This window comes from Cyclobacterium lianum, from assembly GCF_900143075.1.
Classification (GTDB): Bacteria; Bacteroidota; Bacteroidia; order Cytophagales; family Cyclobacteriaceae; genus Cyclobacterium; species Cyclobacterium lianum.
In genome coordinates this window covers 85,113-110,887 of record NZ_FRCY01000002.1, presented here as the reverse complement: position 1 = coordinate 110,887, position 25,775 = coordinate 85,113, and the positions used below count along the sequence as shown (strand labels likewise).

The window sequence follows — 25,775 nt, the reverse complement described above, 5'->3', positions numbered from 1 at the left end:
GGAAAAGATCTATATCGGGCGGGGCTCAATAGCTCCGGCCCAGGATCTGTATACGGTGAGCATCCAGCTTGATGAAGATAAACAAAAGAATGGTAAACGACCAGAGCGAAGAACCACCGTAGCTAAAAAACGGTAGGGGAATACCTACGACCGGAAACAATCCAACGGTCATCGCAATATTGATGGAAAAATGGAAAAACAAGAGACCGATCACACAATATCCGTAAATCCTCGAAAATCGTGTTTTTTGCCTTTCCGCTAAAAAAACAAGGCGAAGGAGCAACAATACAAATAGTGAGATCATGATCAGACTGCCGACCCAGCCAAACTCTTCTCCCAAGGTGCAAAAAATAAAGTCGGTATGCTGCTCCGGTACAAAATCGAATTTGGTTTGTGTGCCTTCCAGGTAACCTTTTCCAAATAGGCCACCGGATCCGATGGCGATCTTGGACTGGGTCACATTCCAACCCACTCCCAGTGGGTCTACATCGGGATCAAACAATACCATGATTCGGTTTTGTTGATGGGGCGGGAGTTTTTCCACTACAAAATCAAGGCTATAGGCGTATGCTAACATCAATATTCCGAGCAGTAAAATCCCGGCGATGTTTTTCCAGCTTTTTTTACTGATCAGGATCAGAAGCAAGATGAGTACTCCGATGCCTCCATAAAGGTACCAATTATTGGTAATGAGCAGCGTAAAAATGGAGAGTCCCACCAGGCTCAATGCAAAAACATAGTACTTTTGAGGCATCCCTTCCCGATACAGCATGATAAAAAATGAACTGTACACCATTGCCGTACCGGTGTCTGGCTGAAGCATGATCAGTGCTACCGGCAGCGCTATGATACCCAGAGCTTTTAGCTGATGAGTAAATTTTGACAGGTCAAAAGTCGGATTTTCCATTAGTTTTGCCAGGGCCAGTGCGGTAGCAAATTTGGTAAACTCAGCGGGTTGTAGCCGGAATATTCCCAGTTCAAACCAGGCCCGTTGCCCGTTTATCTCCTTACCTATAAAGGGAGTGAGGAGCAGTATGATCACAAAGAGGATGTACAGGATCATGCTCAGATTTTGAAAAAGCCGGTAATCTGCAACCATGATAAGGGTGATGAGCAAAATGGCCGTACCGATCCATATCAGTTGCTTTCCCGAATTGATTGAAAAATCAAAGATCGATGTCGCATTTTGTTCGTCATAAACTGCCGCATAAATATTGATCCATCCGATAAATACCAGGGCAAAATATAGTCCGATGGCCACCCAATCGATTTTGTGAAAATATGTGTCTTTCTGTCTCAATTAGTATATGAATTCCCCCTTTAACACATATTCTTCCAGTTCCGGCCGGCTGATGCTTCCGGCAAGGTATTTTTCTATCAGGAGGCTTGCGGTGCTGGCTGCTGCCCGGCCTCCCCAGCCTGCATTTTCCACATATACTGCTATGGCGATTTTGGGATCTTCCTTAGGTGCAAAAGCAATAAATACCGAATGGTCCTCTCCGGCAGGATTTTGTGCGGTGCCGGTCTTGCCTGCAATTTCAATGTCTTCCATAATGGCTCTGGCGGCCGTACCGTAGAGCGCGGCAGCCATGGCATCCTGTATCAGTTCAAAATGGGCCGCATCGATGCCGGTTTCGTTTTTGGTTCTGAATTTTTCCGGAATTCTGGATGGGTCTCCATCAATGGCCTTGATCAGGTGTGGCGTGTAATAATATCCTTTGTTGGCAAAAATCGCCGCTAAATTGGCCATTTGGAGCGGAGTGACCAGCATTTCCCCCTGCCCGATCGAAAGGGAATAGATGGTGGAATATTTCCATCGCCCCTCCCCATATATCCGGTCGTACAATTCGCTGGAGGGAATGGATCCGGATTTTTCCCCATGCATGTCTATACCCAATCTATTACCCAGACCAAATTTTAGTACCGATTCCCGCCATTGATCCAGGCCGATCTGGGTGTCTTTATATGTGTTGGAAGAAACCTCCCGGTTGATTACCTGTCTGAAAGCCTGGTGATAGTAAGGATTACAGGAGTTTCGGATAGCGCCGAAGAGATTGACAGGTGTGGGATGGTTGTGGCAATTGACCAGGGCTCTGTTACAGGGGAAAGTGGTTTTGGCTGTCAATATCCCTTCCTGCATGCCAATAAGTGACTGTACGATTTTAAAGATGGACCCCGGGGGGTACATGGCCATGATCGGCCGGTTGAAAAGCGGTTTGTCGGGGTCCTTGTTCAGCGCTTGGTAATTTTCGCCAAATTTGGCACCGGTAAGAATGTTGGGGTCGTATACGGGAGCCGAAATCATGGTCAGGATCTCTCCGGTCTCTGGCTCTATGGCCACTACAGATCCCCGTTTGCCTTGCATGAGCTTTTCTCCATAAACCTGTAAATTCAGATCAATGGTAGCCTGCAGGTTTTCACCGGGAACGGATAAAGTATCCAGGTCACCATTTTTGAAGGCGCCCTTTTCGATCCCACGTACATTGACCAGTTTATACTTTACACCTTTTCTGCCTCTGAGTTCTGGTTCATAATAATCCTCTATGCCGCTCAGTCCTACATAATCCCCTTGTACATAATATTGGCTGCTGTCCCGGTTTAGTTGGGAAGCATTGATTTCGCCAATATACCCCAAAGTACTGGAGGCAGCAGACCTTGGATAGGCCCTCACAGAGCGGGTCATGACAAACAATCCCCGGTAATCAATCAGGAAGTCCTGTACCCTTCCAAACTCCTCTTTTGAAATCTGTTTGATCAATGGGGAAGGCTTGACCCAGGAATAATTTTTAGCAGCATTGAAAGCCTCAATAAGCTTCTCTTTTTCTATGTCAAAAAGATCGCAAAATCTGCTGGTATCTTCGAGAGAAAATTCCCTGGGAATTACCATAAGATCGAATACCGGATCATTAAACACCATCAGCGAGTTATTCCGGTCATACACCAGGCCCCGGTAGGGATGGTCTACCACTCTTTGAATTGCATTCCTTTCCGCCTTTCGCAAATAACTGTCGTCTGTCACCTGTATCAGGAATAGCTTTCCCAGGAGTACAAAAGCGATCAGCCCGATGCTGACCGCGACGACCATAGACCTACCCGTATACATTTATATTACCCTTTCTTTTTTATAAAATACAGCCTGCACGATAATTCCTAAAATAAATGTAAATGCCAAACTACCAGCTACCCTGATAACGAAAGGAAGGTATAACTCCGTTCCTAAAATATCAATATAAAAAAACAAAAGATGGTGAATCAAAATTAGCGGGATGCTGTAAAACAGATACCATCCCATGCCCATATTCAGTAAGGTCGGTGGTACATTGTCATCATATCCGCCGGTCGGTGTATTCACCTGAATCCAGGGGTTTCGTAAAAAACCCAGTAAAACAGCGCTGGCTGCATGCATTCCAAGACTGTCATAAAAAAGGTCAATGAGTATGCCCATGAAAAAACCGATGAGCATGATTGGAATGGCAGGCATCTCGTGAGGCAGGCCAAGGATAAAAAAGACGTACAAAAAACTAAACGCATATCCGAAAAGGACCAGGTCCTTCAGGATAAACACCTGTATAAGGAAGTAAATCACAAACCCTAAACTGTATTTTAAAATCTTGCCCGTAGTCATGGCCCTACTGTTTCCATTTCTAAACTATCCAATTCCTCCCTGGAATCATTTTTCACCAGATAAATGAACTTTAAATTGCTAAAGTTTACGCTGAGAGTTACGCTGATGTCCAGGTAATTGGTTTCCGTTCCGGGATTTGCGGATTTGACCCTCCCTATTGGGATGCCTTCCGGGAAAACGGCATTGTAGCCGGAGGTGACAATTTCCTGCCCGGGATCAATCTTCACGTGTCGGGGCACGTACAGCAATTTTGCTTCATTTGAATGGAGTCCGTCCCATTTTAAAGATCCAAATACTTCCGTCTCCCTGATTTTTGAAGAAATCAACAAGTCTGTGTTTAACAGGGAGATGACTGTAGCGTAATTGTTGCTGGTACCTTTTACCCTTCCCACAACTCCCTGCTCGTTAAAAACACCCATCCCCGGCACAATACCGTCTCTGCGTCCCTTATTCAGGGTGATGTAATTTTGGTTGAGGTGAATGGAATTGTTGATGACCCGGGCAGACCAAAACTCAAAATTATTGGCCAATACACTGTCTACGGATAAAGTGGCACTGTCCAATACAGGGCTTAGCTGATCCAGTTGATTCAGCAATTCAGCATTCTTCTCCGCCAAGGCCTGGTTGGTCGAGTAAAGGGAAAAATAGGATAAAAAATTATTTTTGACGTACAGCATGTTTCCCACCAGCTTGTTGCTGCTGTTAAAGAAAACGGCTCCTTGCGGTGAATTGTGCGTGAATATTATCCCCACTGCCAACAACTCCAGGGCAATAAAAAGAAGAAATGCCCTCAGTCTGTATAAAAATAAAAATATTTGCTGCATCCTGCATTTATGTCATGAGTACTGTTCTAAAATGATTGATGTTCTTTAAAGCATTTCCGGTACCTCTCACTACAGCCCTGAGCGGATCCTCGGCTATGTGTATGGGGAGCTTGGTTTTCTGGTGCAATCTCCGGTCCAAACCTTTTAGCAGGGCCCCTCCGCCCGTAAGGTGTATGCCGTTGTCGTAGATGTCTGCGGAAAGTTCGGGTGGGGCAATTTCGAGTGCTTTTAAAACTGCCTCCTCGATCTTCGATACCGACTTGTCCAGTGCAAATGCGATCTCCGAGTACGAAACTTTGATCACTTTCGGAATACCGGTCATCAGATCCCTTCCGCGAATTTCATAGTCTTCCGGCGCATCATCCAGCTCGGTGAGGGCAGAACCGATGGCAATCTTAACCTTCTCTGCAGACCTTTCTCCGATAAGGAGGTTGTGCTGCCTCCGCATGTAATCCAGAATGTCCTTGGTAAAGGTATCCCCGGCCACCCGTATGGACTGATCAGCCACTATGCCTGACAATGCAATCAGTGCGATTTCGGTAGTGCCACCGCCGATATCCACAATCATGGACCCCATGGGTTTTTCTATGTCTATTCCGATACCAATTGCTGCCGCTATGGGTTCGTAGATCATATACACCTCTTTTCCACCGGCGTGTTCTGCAGAATCCCTTACCGCTCTTTTTTCCACCTCGGTGATGCCGGAAGGAATACAGATCACCATCCGGTGGGACTGAGGAAACATCCCCTTGTTGTGTCCGGGTATCATTTTGATCATTCCCCGGATCATCTGCTCGGCAGCATAAAAATCAGCAATGACACCATCCTTCAAGGGCCGGATGGTCTTGATGTTCTCATGCGTTTTTTCATGCATGTTCATTGCCTCCCGGCCTACCGCCAGCACTTTATTGTTTGTTTTATCTATGGCAATAATGGACGGTTCATCCACTACTATTTTTTCTTTATGTATGATCAGCGTATTGGCCGTGCCTAAATCAATGGCAATGTCACTGGAAAAAAAGTCAAATAATCCCATCTCGGTCTTTTCTAAATTAAATGATTATTGTTTTTTTAAAGTTAGCATAATCCGGCCCGTAAATAGAACGGGTGTCTGCAAAAATATTATCTTATTTTCGTTTTATTCAATAAATGTCTGTCGTCCTCAATTTCTATGCCTTTCTCTTTTTCGGAAACATCTATAATATGACTTAAAGACCGCCCTGCTTCGGAGGCGATACAGAGCCCCGGGATACTGGAGATCAGTGTTTAAAATGCCTGATTCCGGTCATGACCATGGCCATGCCGTGGGCATCACAATAGTCGATACTGTCCTTATCCTTGATCGAACCTCCCGGCTGTACTACCGCACTGATACCTTCCTGACCTGCGATTTCCACGCAATCGGGAAAGGGGAAAAATGCATCGGAGGCCATCACGGCTCCTTTCAGGTCAAAGCCAAAGTTTTTGGCCTTTTCTATGGCCTGCTTCAATGCGTCCACACGGCTGGTCTGCCCCACGCCGCTTGAGAATAGCTGGTCTTTGTTGCTCAGCACTATTGTATTGGATTTGGTATGCTTGCATATTTTCAATGCAAACAACAGGGCTTCTTCCTCCTCCGCGGTAGGTGCTTTTTTGGTAGCCAGTTTAAATGCCGACTTGTCTTCTGTATGCAGGTCTTTGTCCTGAGCCACGTAGCCGTTCAATAAGGTTTTGACCTGTACAGTACCGGTCAGGTTCATTTTCTGACGCAAAAGAATTCGGTTCTTTTTTCCCTTCAAAAGCTGTAGGGCATCGGCCTCAAAATCCGGGGCGATAAGTACTTCAAAAAAGAGTCCTTGCATGGCTTCGGCCGCCTGAAGATCCACTTTGGTATTTGTGATCAGCACACCTCCAAATGCAGAAACGGTGTCGGCCGCAAAAGCTTTTTCGTAGGCTTCTTTTACGGTTTTTCCGGTAGCCGCTCCACAGGCATTGGTATGTTTCAAGATGGCAAAGGCTACCTCATCCGTAAATTCAGCGATCAGAGATACCGCAGCATCAACGTCCACCAGATTATTGTAAGACAATTCCTTTCCATTCAATTGGTCAAAAAGCGCAGTCAGGTCTCCATAAAAATGCGCATTTTGATGGGGGTTTTCCCCATACCTCAGGGCTTTAGTCTGCCCCTCGCTGATCTTTAATGCGGGTATTTTCTCTTCCTTGTTGAAATAATTGAAAATTTGCGCATCGTAATGAGAAGATACATGAAATGCCTGAGCGGCAAAATACCGGCGGTCTTTGCTCGTGAGTGTTCCGTTTTGAGCCTGCAGCTTCTCTTCTAGGGTACCATAGGCTGCTCTGGAAGCTATGATGGTGACATCTTCAAAATTTTTGGCTGCCGCCCTGATCAGCGCAATACCCCCAATATCAATTTTCTCGATAATATCTGCTTCCGGCGCTCCTGAAGCGACCGTCTCTTCAAAAGGGTAGAGGTCCACAATCACCAGGTCTATCGCTGGAATATCATATGATTCGGCTTGCGATACGTCTTCATCATTCGACCTGCGGTGCAGGATGCCACCAAAGACTTTAGGGTGGAGGGTTTTTACCCTTCCTCCAAATATAGAAGGGTATCCGGTAAGTTCTTCCACGGGAATAACTTCCGCTCCCTGCTCCTCTATAAATTTTTGTGTGCCACCTGTTGAGTAAATGGTCACTCCCTGGTCTTTTAAGAGCTTAATGATGGGTTCAAGATTATCCTTGTAATAGACCGATATCAATGCAGATTGTATTTTCTTTTCAGCCATTGCGCTTATTTTTTTATAATTGTTTTCTCATTGGCCATCCATTCCATTAAAAATTACCAACGAGTCCGTAAATGATTTGGTGATCGTTTTATTGCTTTCTGCCGCGTGGGCAAAGTTAGGAAAATCAGTGCATTAAATCAGGCTTTCGATCACATTTGGATAGTATTTGTGCTCCAGCGCATGCACTTTTTGGGCAATCTGCTCCGGGCTGTCGCCCTTTTCGATGGAGACCGCTGCCTGAAAGATAATTTTACCCTCATCATAGTTTTCGTTGACCAAATGAATGGTAATTCCGGTTTCACTATCGCCTGAATCCTTTACGGCCTGATGGACGTGTCTGCCATACATGCCTTTACCTCCATATTTGGGCAGCAAGGCGGGATGGATATTGATAATTTTATCGGGAAAAGCTTTTATCAGTCTGCCAGGTACCTGCAGGAGAAACCCCGCCAGGATGATAATATCTGTCCGGTGCTTGCGCAAAGATTCTTCCAACCGCCCATTTTCCATTTCTGCTTTGGAAAAGACAATGCCGGGCACATTATATTTTTTTGCCCTTTCTAAAACGTAAGCATCTTTTTTGTTTGAAGCTACCAGCACCACCCTTGCTTTTGAGGATTGCTGAAAATACTCCATTATTTTTTCCGCATTGGTACCGCTTCCGGAGGCAAGAATAGCAAGATTTTTCAAGAGGCAACACATTATTGATGTTGCCGTAAAAATACAAAATCAATTCCTATTCGGCAGGGAAATGGACTACTACTTCCGGGTGCATGGTGTAAAATCTGAAACGCTGCCCATCGTGTACCGTAATGCCACTGGATTTGTTATCGCCCATAATGGGGTTGTTTTCATATTTGGTCCAATGCACCAGGTCCTCAGATATTGCCATATTCATGGTCCAATCGCTCCAGTCTTCCAGAGATGTACCGTGGTAATAGGCATAATAGCGATCCTGATACTTGATTATCTGGTTCACGGCCAGGCCATATTGATCGTACTCTTCCGGTCCCATAGTAATAACGGGATCATCGGAAACGTTGGTCCACACTTTCAGATCCCTGGAAGTGGCCAGCCAGATGCCCTGATCGTTCCGTTCGTAAAACAGGTACCAGGTACCATCCTCAACCCAGACGGTTGGTGTTCCGTAGGGGCCTTCGCTCAATGGGGAGCCGTCAGCCTGCCGTATATCAAGGTTTCCCCGGTTTACCCAGTGAATTTTATCTGTGGAAATGAGCATTTTGGCAATGTCTCCCCGGCCTTCTGCAAACATGTAATAGGTGTCCTCCTGTTTCCATACCATCATGTCTTCCACCCAGCTTTCGGCAAAAATGGGATTGTTTTCGTGCCTGGTCCACTGAAAGCCATCTTCAGAAAATGCATAACCCAGTTTAAGTTGGGTGCTGTCATGATAGCCGTCAAATCCGGTATACCACATGTGAAATCCGTCGGTTTCTTTCAAGATATAACCCCTTTCCCGGATCATCTTGTCCCATGTAGCCTCTCCGGTACCTGCAAAAACCGGGTTTTTACCCTGGGGTACAAACTCCCTGATTTCAGAGGGAAAGCGCGGGGATTTGTTGTCTTCAGTCTGCGCAGCGTCATTGCTTTGGGGACTACAGGAGATGAGATAAATGCAGCATAAAAGAACACAAATACAGGTGAAATAATTTCTCATATTTAAATATACACCATTTTTTTAAACATTCCTTTACAGAAAGCCCATACTCATTATTCCCGTTAACATCAGAACTTTGGAAAAGGTACTCAACTCGGTAAAATGAGATTTCCTATCCGCCCGGTAAATTTTGACCATAAAAACAATAAAGAAAATACTCAGTAGACCAAAATAAAGGAATAGCAGGGGTTCATTGATTTTGAACGTGACAAAGAGTATGGCAGCAACGAATAGGATAGCAATGATGAAAATGATGTTTTTGGTTTTTCTAAAACCCAGAACGATGGGTAGGGTCCTGCAGCCGTGTTTTCGGTCGCCATTCCGGTCTTCAATGTCTTTCAGGATTTCCCTGATCAGGTTGATAAAAAAGGCAAAAATAGCATAGGTCAGGATCAGCAATTCTGACTTTTGATAGTAAATGCCTACGATCCAGATGGCCAGACCGGTGAGGGACGCCACCGTAAGGTTGCCGATAAAGGGGAGCCTTTTGAGTGAATTGCTGTATAGCCATAACAAAAAGGCTGCAATAAAGGTAATGGCGCCAACCTTCGGGTGCACGAGGATCCCTATCAAAATGCCCAGAATGTTCATGATGGTATGCAATATCATGACCATCCTTCGTTTCATTCCCCTGCCTACTACCACGGCATCTGGCCGGTTGACATAGTCTATTTTTACATCGTAATAATCATTGATCATGTAGCCGGAGGCAGTAAGTATAACCGTCGAAATAATCAGGAGGTACAGGTGATAATCCAGCAATACCGGAGTTCCGGTTTTGCTGCTGCCTACCAGGAAAAATGCTGTCATCAACTGGGCAAAGGCGACCAAAAGTAAATTGCCAGGCCGGATAATTTTCAGGAATGCACTAAGTGTAAAAGTTGGAGATGCCTTTTGGTTCTTCATGCTACAAAATAACGACAAAGGACTCAAATTCGGATATTGTTTGTAAATAAAAAATACCGGAGGTTTGTATTTATAATCAATTGTGAATCAATTCTTAACTTTGGTTGGAATCAATGATGTTCTGGGAAATTAACCGGTATATCTCGGCCAACTGCACATTGTATTGTAAAAAGTCGTGGTGATCTTCAAGCGTTTCGTAATCCTCTCTGATGGCAGGACCTGTTTGCGCCCTTGTAGCCCCCATTTGCAAGGTCTTGTTGATCTGCTCGACTATTAGTGGTTTTAGCATGTCAAAGTCCAGGCCATGCTGGTGAATAATCTGCTCCGAAAGGCCTATCAGGTGATTGGTGAAATTGGCAGCAAATACGGCCGCCACATGAATTGCTTTTCGTTCATTGGAGGGTACTGCATAAAAAGGTGAAGACATGCTCCGGCAGATTGACTGCAGTATTTTCATGGTTTGAGGTTCCACTGTTTCCAATAGGAATGGGACTTCCTCAAATCCAATTTCGCGGCCTCTGGTAAAACTTTGCAGGGGATACAGTATGCCCGTATAATCGGCAGAGCTGTAGGAAAGGATATCCAATGACACGTTGCCGCTGGTATGCACCAGGATACTTTCCTCCGGCAGAATGATGGATTCGGCCAGCCCGGCTATAGCCTGATCACTGACAGCCAATATGTAAAGATTTGCAGGGCTTTCTGTAAAATCCAGGTGATCCCTGGCTTCCGTACCATAGAGTCTGGCAGCAATTTTTTCCGCTTTCCCCAAATCCCTGCCATATATTTCTGTAATCACGTGACCGGCATTTTCAAGTGCAGAGGACAAATGCCAGGCTACGTTTCCGGTGCCGAGGATAGCGATTTCGAATTTCATGGGTTGGCTTATTGGTTTCTACTTTTCCGTTTCTGAATCCAAACCGAAAAATAAAAAAATAACCCCTAAATAATCAGGGGTTATTTAATAATTTTAAGGCACGGGACAGTGGCTTACTCCAGCCCCTTCTTTTTCATTTTCTGGAATTCGTCAAATCGCCGGAAGATGGCAACTGTAAACCCAATCAACATGATGATGGTGCCAAGCCAGAGCAAGTTGATCATGGGCTTGACCGCGGCTTTCATCACTACATAGTCCTTCTGATAAGTATTTACCTTGAAGATAAATTTATTCTCCTCCGGTACAATATTATCTACCTCCACTTTGATGCCCAGGTCGTTGTCAATATCCACGACCTTGCCTACCTGATTGCCTCGGATGAGGAAAATCGGAGAGAGCTTCTTCTCTACATCATAATCCATAATGGTAAGTTGGGCCTTTACAGCGATGTCACCTTCTTCCAGTGTCATACCGTCCACTTCGTTCACCACCTCTGCTCCCTCAAATTGGGTGACAAAATCATTGATAAAAAACTGTTCACCGGGGGCGGCATCGATAAACTTATCCTCTTTCCATTCAGGCTCCTCATAATCATTGATTGCCGAGACGTGGGTATACAGATCTCTGGAAAGATACCTTTTGGAATCGGGCGAGGATATCAGTCCCATGGTTGGATTTGGCTGGGACATGGGGAATAGCGTAAATTTCAAGTCATCTTCCTGATAGTACTCTACCTTGAAATATGAATTCTCCTGCAAAACCAAATCTACAGTGTCACCTTTTTGATGGTATAATTGACCCTTGGATTCGATGGGTTCCAATGCTATCGCCTCGTTTACCTCACCTGTCTCCTCCAAGGCATCAGCCTTGACGTATCCCGGGACCCCGGCTACTTTTTTGTACCTGCCCCGGTATATCACTTCATAGTCTTTCATTTGCAGGGGCTTATTGATCCACAGCAGCACGTTTTCTTTGTTCAATTCATCCTCCCAATCCTTTTTGTAGGTGAGTCCGGACATGTTGATGGAGATGGTGTCGGAATAGCCGGAGGAAAACATCACTCCAATCAATATCATTCCCAGACCGATATGCGCCAGAGATCCTCCTGCCAGCTTAAATGTCTTCTTTTTCAGCAGCTTGATCAAAATGGTGCTATTGGCCACGATGGTGAATGCTCCGGCCAGTACGATAACGATATAAGTGACATCATAAACCTTTCCTACGGTGATGACAATGGCTGCCAGAACCATGGAAATGATGTAGGGCATTACCAGCGCATTTTTAAGGTCGTTTTTATCCATCTTGTTCCACCAGAAAAATTGTCCGATTCCGGTAAGCAAGGCAAGAGCCACTGCAAACCACAATTGAAACTTGGTGTAAAACCCGATTTGATCTGCCGGAGGTGCAAGGTTGGAAAGGCCGCCGAAACTCTCAATAATGGCGTTGTACACAGGGATGGATGTAGGGATGATGACCTGAAAAGCCATCAATCCCAGGGTAGTGGCGCCAATAAATATCCAGAACTCTCTGGAATAAACTGAGGCTTCCCTTTCAGAAGTCGGGATATTTTTCCATTCTCTGACTGCCAGCACAAGGGCGACCGCAAGGAAGAAAAACATATAGATCAATAATTGACCGGAAAGCCCCAGGTCGGTAAAGGAATGGACGGAGGAATCTCCCAAAACGCCGCTTCTTACCAGGAAAGTCGCATAGAGCACCAGTAAAAATGAACTGATCACCAGTACGATAGAAGTTTTTAATGCGGTTGAACTTTTCTTGAAAGTGATCATGGTATGAATGGCAGCCACCATGACGAGCCAGGGGACGTATACAGCGTTTTCTACCGGATCCCAGTTCCAGTACCCGCCAAAGTTAAGCGTTACGTAGGCCCAGTAAGCCCCCATGATAATCCCCATTCCCAGAATCATTGCCGAGAAAATCGCCCAGGGCAATGCGGGGCGTATCCATTCTGAGTACCGTTTCATACCCAGTCCCGCCATCAGAAAGGCAAAAGGTACCAGTGTGGATGCATAGCCCAGAAACAATGTAGGTGGATGAATCACCATCCATATATTTTGTAGCAGAGGGTTTAGCCCTGTGCCATCTTCCGGAACAAATTCAGGATTGATTTGGAATATTGGAGCTTCTGAAATGTCGCGAAGCAACATAAAAGGTGAGCTACCGATCTTGAGGTCTCCAATCACTACTCCTAGAATCATGGATACCAGAAAAGCCTGGACCAGGGTAAAAACCAACATCACAGGGCCCTCCCAGAATTTATTGGTATGGATCACCACAAACCCCAGGACCACATTCCAGAATATCCATAGGATGAATGCTCCTTCCTGCCCTTCCCAGAAACTGGAGATCATGTAATGTACAGGGAGTCCCGTGGAGGAATGCGAATAGGCGTAAAAATATTCGAAGCGGTGGTTATAAATGATCTCAAACAAGCAGATGGCAATGGAGACCGAAGCAAAGCCATGAATGTAAAAGGTTATCCTGCTGAAATTTTTCCAGGAAGGTTTTTCCAGTTCACTAGCTCTTGTGTAATAGAAGTAGGACAGGGCTGACACAAGTGCACTGACAAAAGCCAGAACTACCATAAAGTGGCCCAAGCTACCCACAAAGGTATTCATCATGTTGACGTTCTTTTATTGGTGACCGGAGACTGATACTTCAAGATGAAGTTGTTTTGACATCCGTTTCCTGATATTTCGAGGGGCACTTCATGAGAATTTTGTCAGCAACAAACATCTCTGCTGTTTTATAGGTGCCGATTACCACCACTTGCTCGGACCGGATAAAGTCTGCCGGCACCGGCTCATTGTAGTATACCTGCTGTTCCGTACCGTCGTTGTCTACCATCTTAAAAGTAAAGGAGGTTTTGTCTTCTCCCACTTCAATACCCACTACCTCTCCGTTTTGGTCTTTTTTCAGTTCTCCGACTACATGAATCGCTGCAGTGTTGCCATTTTCAGCCATGGACTTTGCAGTAGAAAAACTTTCATAGGTACTGGCATCTCCTATAGAGGTGATGATGATGATAATAGCCACTCCTATGATACCCAAGCCAATGATATGTCCTCTTTTCATCTATTTAAAATTTAATTTTTAAATTTTTCTTCCAGTCCGCTGATCTTTTTATCAGTCTGTATCACATAAACCAAAATTCCACCCAAAACAATTCCAATTATGGCGACCAGGACATAGATTTTACCCTCTGAACGCATTCCGTCAGCCATTTGTACGTCTGAGTTTTGATAATCCGCATCTGTTATGCCTATTTTATCCTGGGCCTTTAATGAAAAGCTAATCAGCAAAAGCAGGATGACGATATATTTTTTCATATGTTTAAATTTTGGTTTTATTAAGGGCAAATTTCGTAATTGCTTCGAAAGTCTTGATGTCAGTAAAGGACTTCGCCGGCATCTGAAATAAGAAATAATCTTCCTCCTGCCTCTTTCCGGATTTCTGGTTACAGATTGATTAATTTATCTTCCATTTTTCTCTCCAGGCGCCTGGTCCTTACCCTGACGGTGCTTATCCATGCACCCAGCAGGGTCCATCCCAGGATAGCCGGGTAAAAGACCTTTCTTAAATTACTATCCATATCATAGGCGTTAAAACCGGGATTGCCGCCATTTCCCGGGTGCAGACTGTCGGTAAGCCTGGGGAGGATAAATATCAGGGGAATAAAGGCTGCAAAGGCGAAAATACTGTACACGGCGCTTATCTTGGCCCGCTGGTATACATCGGTCAGGGAATTTCTCAGTACCAGGTAAGCAAAATACATCAACAGACCTATGGCAGAAGCATTTAGCTTTGGGTCATTGGTCCAGTAATCACCCCAGGTAAACTTGGCCCAAACCATACCTGTACTTATGCCGATCACACCGAAAAGTATGGCCGAATTGGTGAATTCTACAGCCATATCGTCATGTTGCAGCTCTCCCGTGCGAAGGTGCCTTATGCCGTAATACACGGCCACCACCAGCATCAGGATCATTCCAAACCACATGGTGACATGAAAGAAAAGTGCCCTGATGGTTTCATTCAGAATGGGTAGTCTGGGCACATCGATCAGCAAACCCGCTATTACAGTGTACGCCAGTAAGGCGATGGCAAGAATTTTCCACCAATAAGCTTTCATATGCGATGATTTTATTTCCGGAGCCGCCAGCAATATCAAATTCTTTGTTTGAAACACCCATTGATCATCCTTTGGCCTTTGCAATTGGGGGTGAGGTAAAGGTTTGGAGTAGGCAAACGACACCCTGAATCCGGGTACAAAATTAAGATTTAAAAAGGGATTAAAATATAATTTCCCCGTTTATTTGTTTACCGGTAATATACAGGTAGCAAGTCCCATCCAAAGGAGGAGATGGCACTTGTCAACTTCGCCAAAGGTAAGGGAAAAGGATGTAGGAGCAGGCCGTCACAATTGCATTTATCGCTAATAACGTGACGATTTTTTCCACATTGATTTCCCGGTCCAGGCCGTCGATAGCATTCTTAGAAACCTGAATGGCCATCAACAAGATGGGAATCAATACCGGAAAACTCAGAATCGCCATCAATGTCCCGTTATTTCCGGCCTTTGAAGCTATAGCCGAAACCATAGTTAGTGAGGCAGAAAATCCCATGGCACCCAGTAACAGGTTGAGGATAAACATAGGCTTGTCAGCCACCGGATTGCCAAATACCACTCCAAACACCAGGTAACCCAAAACCGCCAAAATAAGCGTAAGCAGGGTGTTGTAGATGGTTTTGGATAGGATGATTGCTTCCGGAGAGGCGATCATGTAATAATACAGTTGCCTGGCCTGATGTTCTTGAACGAAGCTTTTTGCGACTGCATTTACGGCAGAAAACAATATGATGATCCAGTATAGGGCATTCCAAACAGGTACGGAAAGATTGCCCTGACCTACACCCATACTGAGATAGGTGATAAAAACGGCGCTGATTACATAAAGAAGTATCCCATTGATAGCATATTTCTGGCGCCATTCCAGCACCATTTCTTTTCTGATCAATAGGATAATTTCTTTCCTCATAGCTGGCAAATATAGGGAGACAGAAAATTTTTGTCAGTAAAAATAGCGGATTTATTCCGTTTCCAGTCTTTAGAGACTGGCCCTTTTTGGTCATGAGCGGGTACCCTAATGTGAGGTGTTGTATGTACAGCCCCTGAGGGTAGTGTACTATTCCAGTTAAAGAAAAATTTGCACATCCAATGAAACACAGGAATACCAAAACGTTTGCAAGAAGAAATTTCATGAAGAAAATTGCCCTGAGTCTCGCAGCAGGATTAGCTCCGGGCAAAGTACTGAATGCGCAAAATCACGCAAAGGAATCGGATAAATCTTTCGTACCAGTGATGCTGACTCCCTACAAAAATAACAAATCTGTGGACTATAGCGGCCTTGAATCGCTGACGGATCACTACCTTGCGGCGGGAGCAAAGGGATTTTTTGCCAATTGTCTGAGTAGTGAAATGTACGACCTGAGTCCGGAAGAACGGTTGAAAGTGACAGAAACGGTGGTAAGGCGTGTAAATGGCCGGTATCCGGTAGTTGCTACCGGATCCTTCGGTGACAATATCGGCGAGATGGTGGCATTTTCCCAAAAATTGGTTGACATAGGCGTTGATGCCGTCATATTGATTACCTCCCATTTTGCACAGGAGGATGAAGCCGATGATGTCATGATAGGAAGGTTGGAGTCCTTTTTAGAACAAACGCCCGCCATGGTTTTGGGGACTTATGAATGTCCAAACCCCTACAAAAGGGTGTTGTCTTTGGATGTATTGGATTTTCTTTTAAATTCCGGTCGGTTGGTATACCACAAAGATACTACAGAAGACATCGGCCACATACGCAAAAAGCTTCGTTTGTCGCAGGGCTCTGAGCTGGGCCTCTACAATGCGCATATAGGAAGTGCGGTGGCCTCCTTACGTGCCGGCGGAGCAGGCTTATCTCCCATAGCAGGCAATTACTATCCCGAAATAATTGCCTGGCTTTGTCAATATGCGGATGATCCGGCAAAGAAAGCAGAAGTAGATTGGCTTCAGGAGAAAGTACGGATGATGGAATCCAGGATAACAGTCAATTACCAGTTGTCTTCCCGATACTTTCTGAATAAATCCGGTTTGAACCTGGAACTTGTCAGCCGACGGGCTACGCAACCGCTAACCGATGACCAGCGTCAGCAAATTGACCTTGCTTTCGCGGAAGTTCAAAATTGGAAAACAAGCCTGGGCATTTAAGATCTGTTATTCAAAGCATACTCCAGGTGATCAGGAAATCCATTCAAAGCCAAGATAAGGTAACAAAACCTCGGGCATTCTGATGCCTTTTTCGCTTTGATTGTTTTCCAATAGCGCTGCAATGATCCTGGGTAAAGCCAGCGCACTGCCATTTAGTGTATGGGCGAGGAGCGTCTTTTTGCTTTCATTTTTGAAACGCAATTTCAGGCGATTAGATTGATACGTCTCAAAATTACTTACAGAACTGACCTCAAGCCACCTTTCCTGGGCGGCAGAAAACACCTCCAGATCGTATGTGAGCGCAGCGGTAAATCCCATGTCTCCGCCACAAAGTCTAAGCACACGGAAGGGGAGCCCCAGTTTTTGCAGCAGGCCTTGCACATGCAGGCTCATGGTATCTAGCGTCTGATAGGAATGTTCGGGGTGGGTGATTTGCACGATTTCGACTTTATCAAATTGGTGCAAACGATTCAAGCCCCGGACATGCGCGCCCCAACTGCCGGCTTCCCGTCTGAAGCAAGGGGTGTAGCCCACATTCTTTTTAGGAAGTTCCGCCGCTGAAAGCAGCTCGTTGCGGTACATATTCGTGATGGGGACCTCTGCGGTGGGTATCAGGTACAGCCCGTCTTCGGCTGCAAGGTACATTTGTCCCTCTTTGTCAGGGAGCTGCCCGGTGGCATATCCACTCTCCTCGTTGATCAAAATGGGCGGCTGTACTTCTTCATAGCCCGCCTTTTCGGCCTCCTCCAGAAAAAAATTGATCAGTCCCCGCTGCAGTTTGGCTCCTTTTCCCTTGTAAACGGGAAAGCCCGCACCGGTTATTTTTGCGCCCAATTCAAAATCGACGATGTCATATTTTTTAATCAAATCCCAATGGGGCAGTTTATGTTTATGGTCAAGTACAGGAAGACTGCCGTGCTGCAATACCTCCTCGTTATCTTCCGCACTGTTTCCTGGCTTTACCGAATGGTGGGGGATATTGGGAATGGTATACAGCAGTTGTGTGAGCGTATTTTCGACTTCGTTGTACTCTTCCTCGAGCAATTTGACCTTACTTTTGAGTGAAGCTGTCTTTTCTTTGATTTTTTCAGCCTCATCCTTTTTTCCGGTTCTCATCAACTGGCCTATTTCTCTGGCCATGTTATTGGATTCAGCCTGAAAATTATCCCGGTCCATCTGGATTTTTTTCCTTTGGTCATCCAGTAGCAATACCTGTCGGAGCAAATCTTCCGGATTTTCCAGATTTCTTTTCTTCAGACCTATGCAGGCCTGATCAAAATCCGCTCTTATCTGATTAACCTGAAGCATATGTGATTGGGGCTATTTTTTTCAAAATTAAGGATGCAAAGATAAGGAATATGTTTTGGGCAATGTGTAGAATTCAGGGATAATTTAAAATGCCGGATTGGCAAAACAGGTCGAAATGACTAACTTCAACCCTCATCTTTTACGAACCAATAAAAAAACTATGAAACCAAAATTCCTTGCATTATTATTTTGTGTATTTTCGATTTCATTAACGATAGCACAGGAAGCCCCTCTCCGGATCATCATGATCGGAGCCCACCCGGATGATTGTGACATCAAGGGTGGAGGTACAGCAGCCCTCTTTGTGGAAATGGGCCATAAGGTCAAATTTGTCTCAGTGACCAACGGTGATGCCGGACATATGGAAGAGGGCGGTGGAATGCTGGCCAAGCGCAGGATAGCCGAAACTCAGGAGGTAGCCCGCAGGCTTGGAGTAGCGTATGATGTGCTTGATAACCACGACGGGGAATTGTTGCCCACATTGGAAGTAAGGTTACAGATCATTCGGAAAATACGGGAATGGGATGCGGATGTGGTCATTGCTCCCCGACCCAACGATTATCACCCCGATCACCGGTATACCGGGGTATTGGTACAAGATGCAGCTTATATGGTAGGAGTACCCAATATTGCTCCGGATACGCCCGCATTGGATAAGAATCCGGTTTTCTTGTATTTTCAGGATCATTTCCAAAAGCCCAATCCCTTCGAACCAGATGTTGCCGTTGATATCAGCAGGGTGATAGATAAGAAAATCGACGGAATGGATGCCCATGAATCGCAGTTCTATGAGTGGCTGCCCTGGATTGGTGGGTATGCCGATGAGGTACCTGTAGACAAGTCAGAGAGAAAGAACTGGTTAAAAGGCAAGCGCTTTGGCAGTATAAATGATGCCGTAAGAGAGAGCCTGGAGAAATGGTATGGTGCTTCCAGAGCTGCTGAAGTACAATATGCTGAGGCTTTTGAGGTCTGTGAATACGGCTCTCAGCCCTCTGATGAAGCATTAAAAAAGCTCTTTCCCATGTTGGGGAAGTAAATTTTTTGGGCATTAAATAACCGAAAATTGAAAATCAAAAGAAACCTAAACGCATGAAGAATAAAAATGTTTTGATCACCGGTGGTGCCAGCGGGATAGGATTGGCGATTGTGAAGAAGTTTGCCAGGTCCGGAGCTATTGTATACCTGCTGGATTTTAATCAGGAAAGCGGAGAAAAGGCAGTAGCAGATTTGACCGGAGAGGGCTTACAGGTCTACTTCAAGCAGTTGGATGTATCGGACCAGTCCCAGGTTAAGGAGGTCATTGGAAATATTGGCGGTAATCTGGATGTATTGGTAAACAATGCCGGAGTCTCACATATAGGTAATTTGGAGACCACCGAAGAAGCGGATATGGACCGGCTTTTTGCGGTAAATGTCAAAGGGGTATACAATTGCTCGAGGGCAGTAATTGGCAGGATGAGATCCCAGGGTGGAGGGGTAATCATCAATATGGCCTCGGTAGCAGCTACCATGGGGATACCGGATCGTTTTGCATACTCCATGTCAAAGGGAGCGGTATTGAATATGACCCTTACCATGGCCCGGGACTATGTAAAAGACAACATCAGGTGCAATGCCATTTCGCCGGCGAGGATCCATACGCCCTTTGTAGATGATTACCTTGCAAAAACTTACCCTGGAAAAGAGAAAGAAGTTTTTGACCAATTGGCAGCCACGCAACCGGTAGGGCGCATGGGCAGCCCGGAAGAGGTGGCCAATATGGCTTATTTTTTGGCTTCCGATGAGGCAGCTTTCCTCACAGGAGCAGACTACCTGGTAGACGGAGGATTTTGTAAATTAAAAATGTAACCCATAAAAAGTAAGTAGAACTATGAAATTAATACGATTTGGAAAACCCGGCCAGGAAAAACCGGGGCTTGTAACTGCAGCAGGAAAAAAGCTGGATTCTTCAGCCTCAGGTTTTGACTGGAATGCCGATTTTTTAGGGAATAGCGAGCACCTGAAACAGCTTGAAGAATGGCTGGAACGCCATTCGGCTGAATGCCCGGAAATTGACGATAACGAAAGGCTGGGTTCGCCTGTGCCCTTTCCTTCCAAGATCATGTGCGTAGGGTTAAATTACTCCCTTCACGCCAAAGAAAGCGGCATGGACGTACCCAGGCAACCGGTTTTATTCATGAAAGCAACCTCTGCGCTGACCGGACCTTTTGATCCAATTATCATCCCCAGAAACTCAAAAGCTACTGACTGGGAAGTGGAATTGGCCATTGTTATCGGTAAGAAAGCCAGTTACGTGTCAGAAGAAGACGCCATGGACCATGTGTTTGGGTATGTTTTACACAATGATGTCAGTGAAAGGGATTTTCAGTTGAACCATGGCGGGCAATGGGTCAAGGGAAAGAGTTGTGATACATTCGCTCCTGTGGGCCCTTATCTGGTAAGCAAAGATGAAATCAAAGACCCCCATAACCTGAGGCTATGGTTGAAGGTTAATGGGAAAATGATGCAGGATAGCAATACCTCAGATTTGGTATTCAACGTACCGCAATTGGTCAGCTACATCAGCCAGTACATGAGCTTGTTGCCCGGAGACATCATCAGTACCGGTACTCCTGCGGGTGTGGGCATGGGGCTAAAGCCGCCAACTTATCTTAAAGCAGGTGATGAAGTAGAACTCGGAATTGATGGGTTGGGTGTTTCCAGGCAAAAAGTTCAGGAATTGTAAGGTAACTGTATCAAATCACATTTTAACGAAAGGAGAAGGTAAAGCCAATTTACCTTCTCTTTATTCGTCAACGTTATCAAAATATACCTTTAAATGAATGCTCATTTTTTCCCGGAAACTGGAAGGAGTACCTTCTTTTAATTCATTTAGTAAATCCCGATGTTTGACCGCATTTTTAACTTCTGTTTTTCCGATGATTTGTCCGCTATGAACGAAATTAAATATTGGGTGCAACATTTTTTGAAAGCGTAGTAATGTTTGGTTGCCGGAAATTTCATAAAGCATAGAGTGGAATTCCGCATCATACCTGTTTTTTAAAAAACGATCTTTGGTATTTTCTTCTTTTTCCACTAACGACGCTAATTTCCGGATGCTTTCGTCAGTTTTCCGGATAAAAAGTAGGTCAGCGATACCCATTTCAAGTACAAGTCTCAACTCAAAAATGTCCTGAAGTGTAGCACTGTCTAACAGCATTGGGTTGAGCACACGCTCAAAACTCCCCAAAATATCAGGCTGTGTTAAAATGATTCCTCTGTTCCGTTTGGATTCTATCAAACCAAGAGTTCTGAGTCTGGACAATGCTTCTCGCAAAGCCGTTCGGCTGACCCCCATTGATTCGGCCAGTTCTGCTTCTTTTGGGATCGCATCCCCGGGCTGTAAATTGGCTTCAGTAAAATACTCCCTAAGATTCATTTCTACCTTGTCCACCAACGATAAAGATTGGTCGAATACCGGCTTAGGTTTAACTTTTAATGCTTTCACAAGCGCTATTTTTAGATGGATTAAAGACGCAAATATAATAAGTATTATTAAAATAATTTTTTAAAAGATGCCTGCACAATCTTCTAATCGAGTTTTTGAATTCGCTAAAAAACCAACAAAATATTGAAAAATAATGATTTAATTTAAGTATTTAAATGCTTGCATATGTGGGGATTATTGTACAAATTTAAATAAATAATACATAATAGAAAGTTGACTTTGCTTGCTGAAACCATTTATACCAACGTGTGCTCAAGTGGAGGAATGGTCTTGAATTTCCCGATGGATACTGAGGATGCCTCAAAGCTGGAAGTGAGTACCAATCAGAACATTGAATCATTTTTCCATTCCTGAAGACAGTTTGGCATCCCCCCAAGCCGTTTTCAGATTTAAAGTCAGAAGCAAAGAAATTACAGACATTCAAGCAGAAATTCTGGTGTTGTCTTCAAGTTGAAATGAAAAATGGTACCTCAGGGCCAAAGTAAATTGGAGGTTAATGTAAAAAACAGCTCAATCGGCACCTTTAAAATGAGAAGAAAGCCTGAGTGATGCCCGGATTATTTTCGGATAGGTGTGCGAGATGCCCGTATGCCTCAAAGATGATAGGGGAGGTTGTGCTTAAAAAAAAATAATGAATGAAATTTTGACAGATTTAATAATTGCTTATATTTGAATAAATAATACATAATATATGGCTGTAAATAACTTATAAACAGTTAAATAAAGTAAATAAGGAGTAATAATACAATATAAATACTACAAATATGTGGAAAAACTGTACTGGTTTCTTGAGACGACTGCATGCAACAGCTTTCCTGGTTATGTTAATCGGGATGGGGCAAAGCTGGGGGCAGTCCCGTAGTGTAAATGGAACGGTGACATCAGAAGAAGGGAATACTACGATTCCCGGAGTCAACATTCTCGTGGTAGGCACCACCATAGGGGCGGTTACTGATTTGGATGGCAACTTCAGTTTGACGGTTTCTGGAGATGATCCAGTTTTGAGGTTTTCGGCCATAGGGTTTGCTACAGAAGAAATTAGGGTAGGCAATCAATCTACCGTCAATGTAAGTCTTTCCCCCGATGTGGGTGCATTGGAAGAAATCATCGTGGTGGGCTATGGCGAGCAATCCAGGGAAAAGCTGACTACGGCCGTAAGCACCTTGGATACCAAGGTTTTGGAAAATGTGCCCTTAGGAAACGCAGCATCGGCCTTGCAGGGTACCGTCTCGGGAGTAAGGGTACAAACCCTAAGCGGTCAGCCGGGGGCAGCTCCCAGAATTATAGTCAGGGGCGGGACATCTATTAACAACCCCAATGGTGCCCAGCCACTATATGTGGTGGACGGGGTGATACGGGATGATATACAGGGTATAAACCCCATGGATATTGAGTCCATGCAGGTACTGAAGGATGCCGCCTCCACGGCCATTTACGGTTCTCGGGCTTCCAACGGAGTGGTGATTTTAACTACTAAAAGTGGAAAAGCAGGTGATACGAAAGTGACCTATCGGTATACCATTGGTGCTTCCCAACTAAGGGAAAAATACGACCTCTTGTCGGCACGAGATTATATCTATTATGGAAGATTAGGGGTGGCGGCTACCGGAGAAAAATCACCGGGGAGGCTTCCTATGCTGGACGGTTCTTTCGGGTTTGGGATAGGGAATGACCTAACCAACAATACCGCATACACCACGCAATACCTCACAGCTGAAAATGAATACAAGCTCAACGAGGGATGGGAGAGCATGCCAGATCCCCTGGATCCTTCTAAAACCATCATTTTTGATAATGTGGATTGGCAGGATGTTTTGTTTAGAACAGCAATCACACATGACCACTACCTGAATTTATCCGGTGGATCTGAAAAGGCAACTTTTAATATTGGGGTAGGTTATGCGGATATGGATGGTACGGCCATTACCACCAATTATAAAAGATTTACAGCCAATATGAATGGCAGGTTGAAAGTAAATGAAAAACTCTTTGTATTCGGGGGCTTAAATTTTACCAGATCATCAGATAATTTAGTGTATAGTGAAAATAATTTATTCGAAAGATCAATCGCTACTCCTCCTACTGCCAAATATACTTTTGAAGATGGGACGCTGTCTCCTGGGGTCAATCGTTCTTTGGGAAATCCTGCGTACCATCTGAGCAGAAGTAAAAACGACAATACGTTAAGCATCATGACCCTGAGTGGAGGTGCTAACTGGGAACTTGCACCCGGGCTGAGTTTTGAGCCTTCCGCTTCGCTGTTTTCAAGAACCAATACTGCCAACACTTTTTTAATGTCTTATCTAAATTCACCTACCCAACTGGTAGAGGACAGGAATGCGACCGGGACTCAGGAAAACTGGGAGCAAATTCAAGTAGATGCAGTTTTTAATTACGAAAGGAGTTTCAATGAACTACACAACCTTAATGCTACCCTGGGGTATTCATTGTACCAGAGAGACAACTATCGTCTTTTTGCTGAGGGAAGGGGAGCGGCCACAGACCTTATCCCCACATTAAATGCTTCAGGAGAGCCAGTTCAGGTTTCCAGCAGCAAAGGAAAGCAATTGATCCTCGGGTACTTTGGCAGGGCGAATTACGATTTTGACAACAAATACCTGGTTTCCGTAAGCGCGAGATACGATGGTGCTTCTAACCTGGGCTCCGAATATAAATGGGGATTTTTCCCCGGGATTTCAGCGGGTTGGAACCTACATAATGAAGATTTTTGGAATAGTCCGGCAGGAGTAGACCGGTTCAAGTTGAGAGCAAGTTACGGGCTGAATGGTAACCTGGGAAATTTGGGGGATTTTCAGTCACAGGGAGCTTACAGCGTTGGGTCCATTTATCAGGGAAACGCCGCGGTAGAGTACACCACTATTGCCAACCCCAACCTTAAATGGGAAGAATCCAGAACGTTTGACATCGGTTTTGACGCAAGTCTGTTCGACAATAAGGTCACATTACTGTTTGACTACTACCAGCGTGTGACTTCTAATCTTATTACTACACTGGCCATGCCGAAGTTGACGGGGTTTACCAGTATCTTAACTAATCTAGGTAGTTTGGAAAACAGCGGCGTTGAGCTTGAGGTCAATTTAAATCTACTTGAAACAAAAGACTGGATGTGGAATATTGGATTCAATTCTTCTTTTGTCAGGAATAAAATACTGGAATTGCCTGAGAATGACAATGAGAACAACCGAATTGGCGGATTATTAGTATATGACCGGTCCGTAGGAGATTATGTCTGGAAAGGTGGCTTACAGGAAGGTGGCCAAATAGGAGAAATGTATGGTTACCAATATCAATCCGTTTTTCCTACAGACCAGGCAGCCGCTGAAGCACCTCAGGATTTGATCATGGCCGGACCTGACCGTACCCGACTTGGGGGAGATGTGGATTGGCTGGATGTGGATGAGAATGGTGTGATTGATACCAGGGACAGGGTATATATGGGTAATATTTTTCCAAAATGGACCGGTGGATTTACCAATAATGTGAATTATAAAGGGATCAACCTTTACCTGAGAATGGACTATACGACCGGACATACCATTTATAATTATGTGCGGGCAAACCTGGATGGTCAGTTTGTCGGAAATACCAATATGAGTTCAAACATCCTGAGATCCTGGGAAAACCAGGGAGATGTGACTGACGTTCCCAGATTTTACTGGGCAGATCAGGTAGCCCAAAGCAATTATTGGAGAGGGGATCCGAGAAATCTTAATAATGGTGGAGGTAGTTCATTAAATTATGAAAGGGGGGATTACCTGGCTTTAAGAGAGCTCACTTTGAGTTACAGTTACATGGCTGACTGGTACAAAAGGATTGGTATAGAAGGGATCCGGATCAACCTTACCGGTAATAACCTGTACTACTTTACCAATTTTAGTGGTCTTTCACCCGAGGATGGAGGGCTTAACAGGGGACGTTTTCCTGTTCCACGAAATATCATGTTAGGTATCAACCTTTCGCTTTAATCAAGTCCTGATCAAACAGAAAATGTC

The 25,775-nt window shown here is 44.8% G+C and carries 22 protein-coding genes; 5 read left to right on the top strand and 17 right to left on the bottom strand.

From position 1 onward, the window contains the following. Nucleotides 1-25: 25 nt before the first annotated feature. From rodA to BUB19_RS03040, 15 genes are all read right to left on the bottom strand, one after another. Nucleotides 26-1,300: a rod shape-determining protein RodA gene (gene rodA / locus BUB19_RS03110; RefSeq protein ID WP_073091806.1), complete on the bottom strand. Its 1,275-nt coding sequence runs from the start codon at nt 1,298-1,300 to the stop codon at nt 26-28. Next, the gene (gene mrdA / locus BUB19_RS03105; protein WP_073091802.1) at nt 1,301-3,103 is read right to left on the bottom strand and encodes a penicillin-binding protein 2; all 1,803 of its coding nucleotides are present in this window, start codon (nt 3,101-3,103) and stop codon (nt 1,301-1,303) included. It lies immediately after the preceding gene. Further along, entirely contained in the window at nt 3,104-3,625 is a 522-nt protein-coding gene (locus tag BUB19_RS03100; RefSeq protein WP_073091799.1) for a rod shape-determining protein MreD, read from the bottom strand. Next, the gene (mreC, locus tag BUB19_RS03095; protein ID WP_073091796.1) at nt 3,622-4,449 is read right to left on the bottom strand and encodes a rod shape-determining protein MreC; all 828 of its coding nucleotides are present in this window, start codon (nt 4,447-4,449) and stop codon (nt 3,622-3,624) included. The genes BUB19_RS03100 and mreC overlap by 4 nt, the downstream gene beginning before the upstream one ends. A 7-nt stretch (nt 4,450-4,456) precedes the next feature. Next, nucleotides 4,457-5,485: a rod shape-determining protein gene (locus BUB19_RS03090; RefSeq protein ID WP_073091793.1), complete on the bottom strand. Its 1,029-nt coding sequence runs from the start codon at nt 5,483-5,485 to the stop codon at nt 4,457-4,459. 223 nt (nt 5,486-5,708) lie between these two features. Then, complete coding sequence (gene purH, locus BUB19_RS03085) at nt 5,709-7,235, bottom strand: bifunctional phosphoribosylaminoimidazolecarboxamide formyltransferase/IMP cyclohydrolase (RefSeq protein ID WP_073091790.1); 1,527 nt, start codon at nt 7,233-7,235, stop codon at nt 5,709-5,711. Nucleotides 7,236-7,367: 132 nt separating this feature from the next. Then, complete coding sequence (gene purN / locus BUB19_RS03080; protein WP_073091787.1) at nt 7,368-7,925, bottom strand: phosphoribosylglycinamide formyltransferase; 558 nt, start codon at nt 7,923-7,925, stop codon at nt 7,368-7,370. 46 nt (nt 7,926-7,971) lie between these two features. Next, nucleotides 7,972-8,913 (bottom strand): glycoside hydrolase family protein, encoded by a 942-nt coding sequence (locus BUB19_RS03075; RefSeq protein ID WP_073091784.1) that lies wholly within the window; start codon nt 8,911-8,913, stop codon nt 7,972-7,974. 33 nt (nt 8,914-8,946) lie between these two features. Beyond that, nucleotides 8,947-9,819, bottom strand: coding sequence for a geranylgeranylglycerol-phosphate geranylgeranyltransferase (locus BUB19_RS03070; RefSeq protein ID WP_073091780.1), 873 nt, complete (start codon nt 9,817-9,819; stop codon nt 8,947-8,949). Nucleotides 9,820-9,913: 94 nt separating this feature from the next. After that, the gene (locus tag BUB19_RS03065) at nt 9,914-10,696 is read right to left on the bottom strand and encodes a Rossmann-like and DUF2520 domain-containing protein (protein ID WP_073091777.1); all 783 of its coding nucleotides are present in this window, start codon (nt 10,694-10,696) and stop codon (nt 9,914-9,916) included. Between the two features lie 113 nt (nt 10,697-10,809). Beyond that, nucleotides 10,810-13,338 (bottom strand): cytochrome c biogenesis protein CcsA, encoded by a 2,529-nt coding sequence (gene ccsA, locus BUB19_RS03060; RefSeq protein WP_073091774.1) that lies wholly within the window; start codon nt 13,336-13,338, stop codon nt 10,810-10,812. A gap of 37 nt (nt 13,339-13,375) precedes the next feature. Continuing rightward, a complete protein-coding gene (locus tag BUB19_RS03055) occupies nt 13,376-13,792 on the bottom strand; it encodes a cytochrome c maturation protein CcmE domain-containing protein (RefSeq protein WP_073091771.1) in 417 nt (138 codons plus the stop codon). A gap of 11 nt (nt 13,793-13,803) precedes the next feature. Then, nucleotides 13,804-14,046 carry a CcmD family protein gene (locus BUB19_RS03050; RefSeq protein ID WP_073091768.1) on the bottom strand — a complete coding sequence of 81 codons (243 nt, stop codon included), beginning with the start codon at nt 14,044-14,046 and terminating at the stop codon, nt 13,804-13,806. A 128-nt stretch (nt 14,047-14,174) separates the two neighbouring features. Continuing rightward, nucleotides 14,175-14,849, bottom strand: coding sequence for a cytochrome c biogenesis protein CcsA (ccsA, locus tag BUB19_RS03045; RefSeq protein ID WP_073093130.1), 675 nt, complete (start codon nt 14,847-14,849; stop codon nt 14,175-14,177). 241 nt (nt 14,850-15,090) lie between these two features. Beyond that, a complete protein-coding gene (locus BUB19_RS03040; RefSeq protein WP_073091765.1) occupies nt 15,091-15,756 on the bottom strand; it encodes a heme exporter protein CcmB in 666 nt (221 codons plus the stop codon). 179 nt (nt 15,757-15,935) lie between these two features. Between BUB19_RS03040 and BUB19_RS03035 the strand changes: the two genes are divergently transcribed. Continuing rightward, entirely contained in the window at nt 15,936-16,967 is a 1,032-nt protein-coding gene (locus tag BUB19_RS03035; RefSeq protein WP_084096927.1) for a dihydrodipicolinate synthase family protein, read from the top strand. 30 nt (nt 16,968-16,997) lie between these two features. Here the strand turns inward: BUB19_RS03035 and serS are convergent, their stop codons facing one another. Beyond that, nucleotides 16,998-18,275 carry a serine--tRNA ligase gene (gene serS / locus BUB19_RS03030; protein WP_073091762.1) on the bottom strand — a complete coding sequence of 426 codons (1,278 nt, stop codon included), beginning with the start codon at nt 18,273-18,275 and terminating at the stop codon, nt 16,998-17,000. Between the two features lie 160 nt (nt 18,276-18,435). Between serS and BUB19_RS03025 the strand changes: the two genes are divergently transcribed. The 3 genes from BUB19_RS03025 to BUB19_RS03015 are packed head-to-tail and all read left to right on the top strand — an operon-like array spanning nt 18,436 to nt 21,000. After that, complete coding sequence (locus BUB19_RS03025; RefSeq protein WP_073091759.1) at nt 18,436-19,311, top strand: PIG-L deacetylase family protein; 876 nt, start codon at nt 18,436-18,438, stop codon at nt 19,309-19,311. Nucleotides 19,312-19,364: 53 nt separating this feature from the next. Further along, nucleotides 19,365-20,123, top strand: coding sequence for an SDR family NAD(P)-dependent oxidoreductase (locus BUB19_RS03020; RefSeq protein WP_073091756.1), 759 nt, complete (start codon nt 19,365-19,367; stop codon nt 20,121-20,123). Between the two features lie 22 nt (nt 20,124-20,145). Continuing rightward, complete coding sequence (locus BUB19_RS03015) at nt 20,146-21,000, top strand: fumarylacetoacetate hydrolase family protein (RefSeq protein ID WP_073091753.1); 855 nt, start codon at nt 20,146-20,148, stop codon at nt 20,998-21,000. Between the two features lie 60 nt (nt 21,001-21,060). Here the strand turns inward: BUB19_RS03015 and BUB19_RS03010 are convergent, their stop codons facing one another. Continuing rightward, entirely contained in the window at nt 21,061-21,762 is a 702-nt protein-coding gene (locus tag BUB19_RS03010) for a FadR/GntR family transcriptional regulator (protein WP_073091750.1), read from the bottom strand. Between the two features lie 788 nt (nt 21,763-22,550). Between BUB19_RS03010 and BUB19_RS03005 the strand changes: the two genes are divergently transcribed. Then, nucleotides 22,551-25,748, top strand: a complete 3,198-nt coding sequence (locus tag BUB19_RS03005) for a SusC/RagA family TonB-linked outer membrane protein (protein WP_317041568.1) — start codon at nt 22,551-22,553, stop codon at nt 25,746-25,748. Nucleotides 25,749-25,775 lie beyond the last annotated feature (27 nt).

Bases quoted from the DNA above. Each gene is read 5' to 3' on its own strand.
- mrdA (WP_073091802.1), bottom strand. From the start codon at position 3,103: ATGTATACGGGTAGGTCTATGGTCGTCGCGGTCAGCATCGGGCTGATC.
- BUB19_RS03100 (WP_073091799.1), bottom strand. From the start codon at position 3,625: ATGACTACGGGCAAGATTTTAAAATACAGTTTAGGGTTTGTGATTTAC.
- mreC (WP_073091796.1), bottom strand. From the start codon at position 4,449: ATGCAGCAAATATTTTTATTTTTATACAGACTGAGGGCATTTCTTCTT.
- BUB19_RS03090 (WP_073091793.1), bottom strand. From the start codon at position 5,485: ATGGGATTATTTGACTTTTTTTCCAGTGACATTGCCATTGATTTAGGC.
- purH (WP_073091790.1), bottom strand. From the start codon at position 7,235: ATGGCTGAAAAGAAAATACAATCTGCATTGATATCGGTCTATTACAAG.
- BUB19_RS03075 (WP_073091784.1), bottom strand. From the start codon at position 8,913: ATGAGAAATTATTTCACCTGTATTTGTGTTCTTTTATGCTGCATTTAT.
- BUB19_RS03070 (WP_073091780.1), bottom strand. From the start codon at position 9,819: ATGAAGAACCAAAAGGCATCTCCAACTTTTACACTTAGTGCATTCCTG.
- BUB19_RS03065 (WP_073091777.1), bottom strand. From the start codon at position 10,696: ATGAAATTCGAAATCGCTATCCTCGGCACCGGAAACGTAGCCTGGCAT.
- ccsA (WP_073091774.1), bottom strand. From the start codon at position 13,338: ATGATGAATACCTTTGTGGGTAGCTTGGGCCACTTTATGGTAGTTCTG.
- BUB19_RS03055 (WP_073091771.1), bottom strand. From the start codon at position 13,792: ATGAAAAGAGGACATATCATTGGCTTGGGTATCATAGGAGTGGCTATT.
- BUB19_RS03050 (WP_073091768.1), bottom strand. From the start codon at position 14,046: ATGAAAAAATATATCGTCATCCTGCTTTTGCTGATTAGCTTTTCATTA.
- ccsA (WP_073093130.1), bottom strand. From the start codon at position 14,849: ATGAAAGCTTATTGGTGGAAAATTCTTGCCATCGCCTTACTGGCGTAC.
- BUB19_RS03040 (WP_073091765.1), bottom strand. From the start codon at position 15,756: ATGAGGAAAGAAATTATCCTATTGATCAGAAAAGAAATGGTGCTGGAA.
- BUB19_RS03035 (WP_084096927.1), top strand. From the start codon at position 15,936: ATGAAACACAGGAATACCAAAACGTTTGCAAGAAGAAATTTCATGAAG.
- serS (WP_073091762.1), bottom strand. From the start codon at position 18,275: ATGCTTCAGGTTAATCAGATAAGAGCGGATTTTGATCAGGCCTGCATA.
- BUB19_RS03025 (WP_073091759.1), top strand. From the start codon at position 18,436: ATGAAACCAAAATTCCTTGCATTATTATTTTGTGTATTTTCGATTTCA.
- BUB19_RS03020 (WP_073091756.1), top strand. From the start codon at position 19,365: ATGAAGAATAAAAATGTTTTGATCACCGGTGGTGCCAGCGGGATAGGA.
- BUB19_RS03015 (WP_073091753.1), top strand. From the start codon at position 20,146: ATGAAATTAATACGATTTGGAAAACCCGGCCAGGAAAAACCGGGGCTT.